Genomic DNA, 1,471 nt, shown 5'->3' with positions numbered 1-1,471 from the left:
TCGTAAGCCTCTTCGCAAGTCTTTGAGTGCGTTTTTTCTCATGGATTTGATGAATTGAAAATGCCGCCAAGGGGATACCAGCAACATCAAGGACTCCAATAAAATCTTCACAACTAACATCATTCAATAATCCATCTTCTGGTTCGGCAAAAACTGTACTAGTTGTTTCATTCCATAACGAATCAAACATATACTCCACTGTCTTACGAACAGCGCAATCTAGCTCTGATAAAAAACCTAGTAACTTATCACCACTTAATGACACTAACTTACAATCATAGGAACCCGATAATACCTGAACACCATCAAGAGCACGCACAAATCTAGGACGGTACCTAGCATGATACATACAAATGGACCTATACATAAATCTATATAGGTGCTGTTCCCTGTAGGTTTTGCACCAAATAGCCTTCCCAACCACTGAAAGTTCACCACCCAAAGTGGATAAGATATGGTCTCGCATCGAATACGAGAAGGACATTCTAAAAGATTTATTAATGTCATAAAGAAGCTTAAAAACTAATTTAGCATCATCATGATGTAACTTAACACCCAGCAAATCAACATATTGATTATAAGAAGATTCATAATCATGATCTATAATGAAAGAAGGCCTAATTAATTCAGAAGATGTACCTGGAGAATCACCTAATAGCAAAGAAGATCCTATTTGTGACTCAGACTGATAATGGGCACGAGGTGACAAACCAGGGTTAGACTGAAGTGATAATGATTGAGAACTGGAAGTCAAAGAAGACGTAATGCCTGTAACACTAGTTTTTGATGTCGTACATTTACCAACTCCTTTATTTCCTTCATGTTTTGAGTTGGTTCCCATAATCACTGATAATGCCAACGTAGGGATGCCAGCAATGTCTAGGACATTGATGAGATCTTTGCAACTAATAGTATCCAATGAATCTTCTTCCAGAGTTACAGAAGCTTCACTCCAATAAAAATTAAAAATAGACCCCACTCTACTACGTACAGCACAATCCAGCCTCGATAAAAAATCTAATAACCTACCTCCAGCTAACGGCACTACATTATCATGGTCAGGAGAATCAGATAATACTCGAATGCTAGGAAGAGCACGTATAAAAACAGGTCGATGCTTAGCATGGTATTCACAAAGGCACCTAAATACAAAACTATCTTCACACATTACCCTATAGGTCAAGTACCAAATAGCTCGCCCAATCACAGTGAGTTTGCCACTCACTTCTGACGGAAGTTGTCTGGCTACCATACTCCTGTAAGTACGTCTAGAAAATACATCCACTTTAAAAAAGAGATCTTCAATTACTCGAACACTCTCAGGAGATAGCGTAACACCCAGTGAACTCAAAACATCTGAATCAATAGTAAAATCTGAAGAAGAAACATCAATAGAAGCGCCACATTTAGTAACAGGAGATTTACCTTTACTACTAGTACTCACCCTCTTACCTGTTGTAGTAGTAGCAAT

General features: G+C 38.2%; 1 protein-coding gene. It reads right to left on the bottom strand.

All coding sequences use genetic code 11. From position 1 onward, the window contains the following. A partial coding sequence (locus A6733_RS08690) for a hypothetical protein (protein WP_176696737.1) occupies window positions 1-1,471 on the bottom strand: 1,471 nt, incomplete at both ends.

Source organism: Candidatus Ichthyocystis sparus, assembly GCF_900078745.1.
In the GTDB taxonomy this organism is placed as follows: Bacteria; Pseudomonadota; Gammaproteobacteria; order Burkholderiales; family 2013Ark19i; genus Ichthyocystis; species Ichthyocystis sparus.
This window is presented reverse-complemented; position numbering and strand designations above follow the sequence as displayed.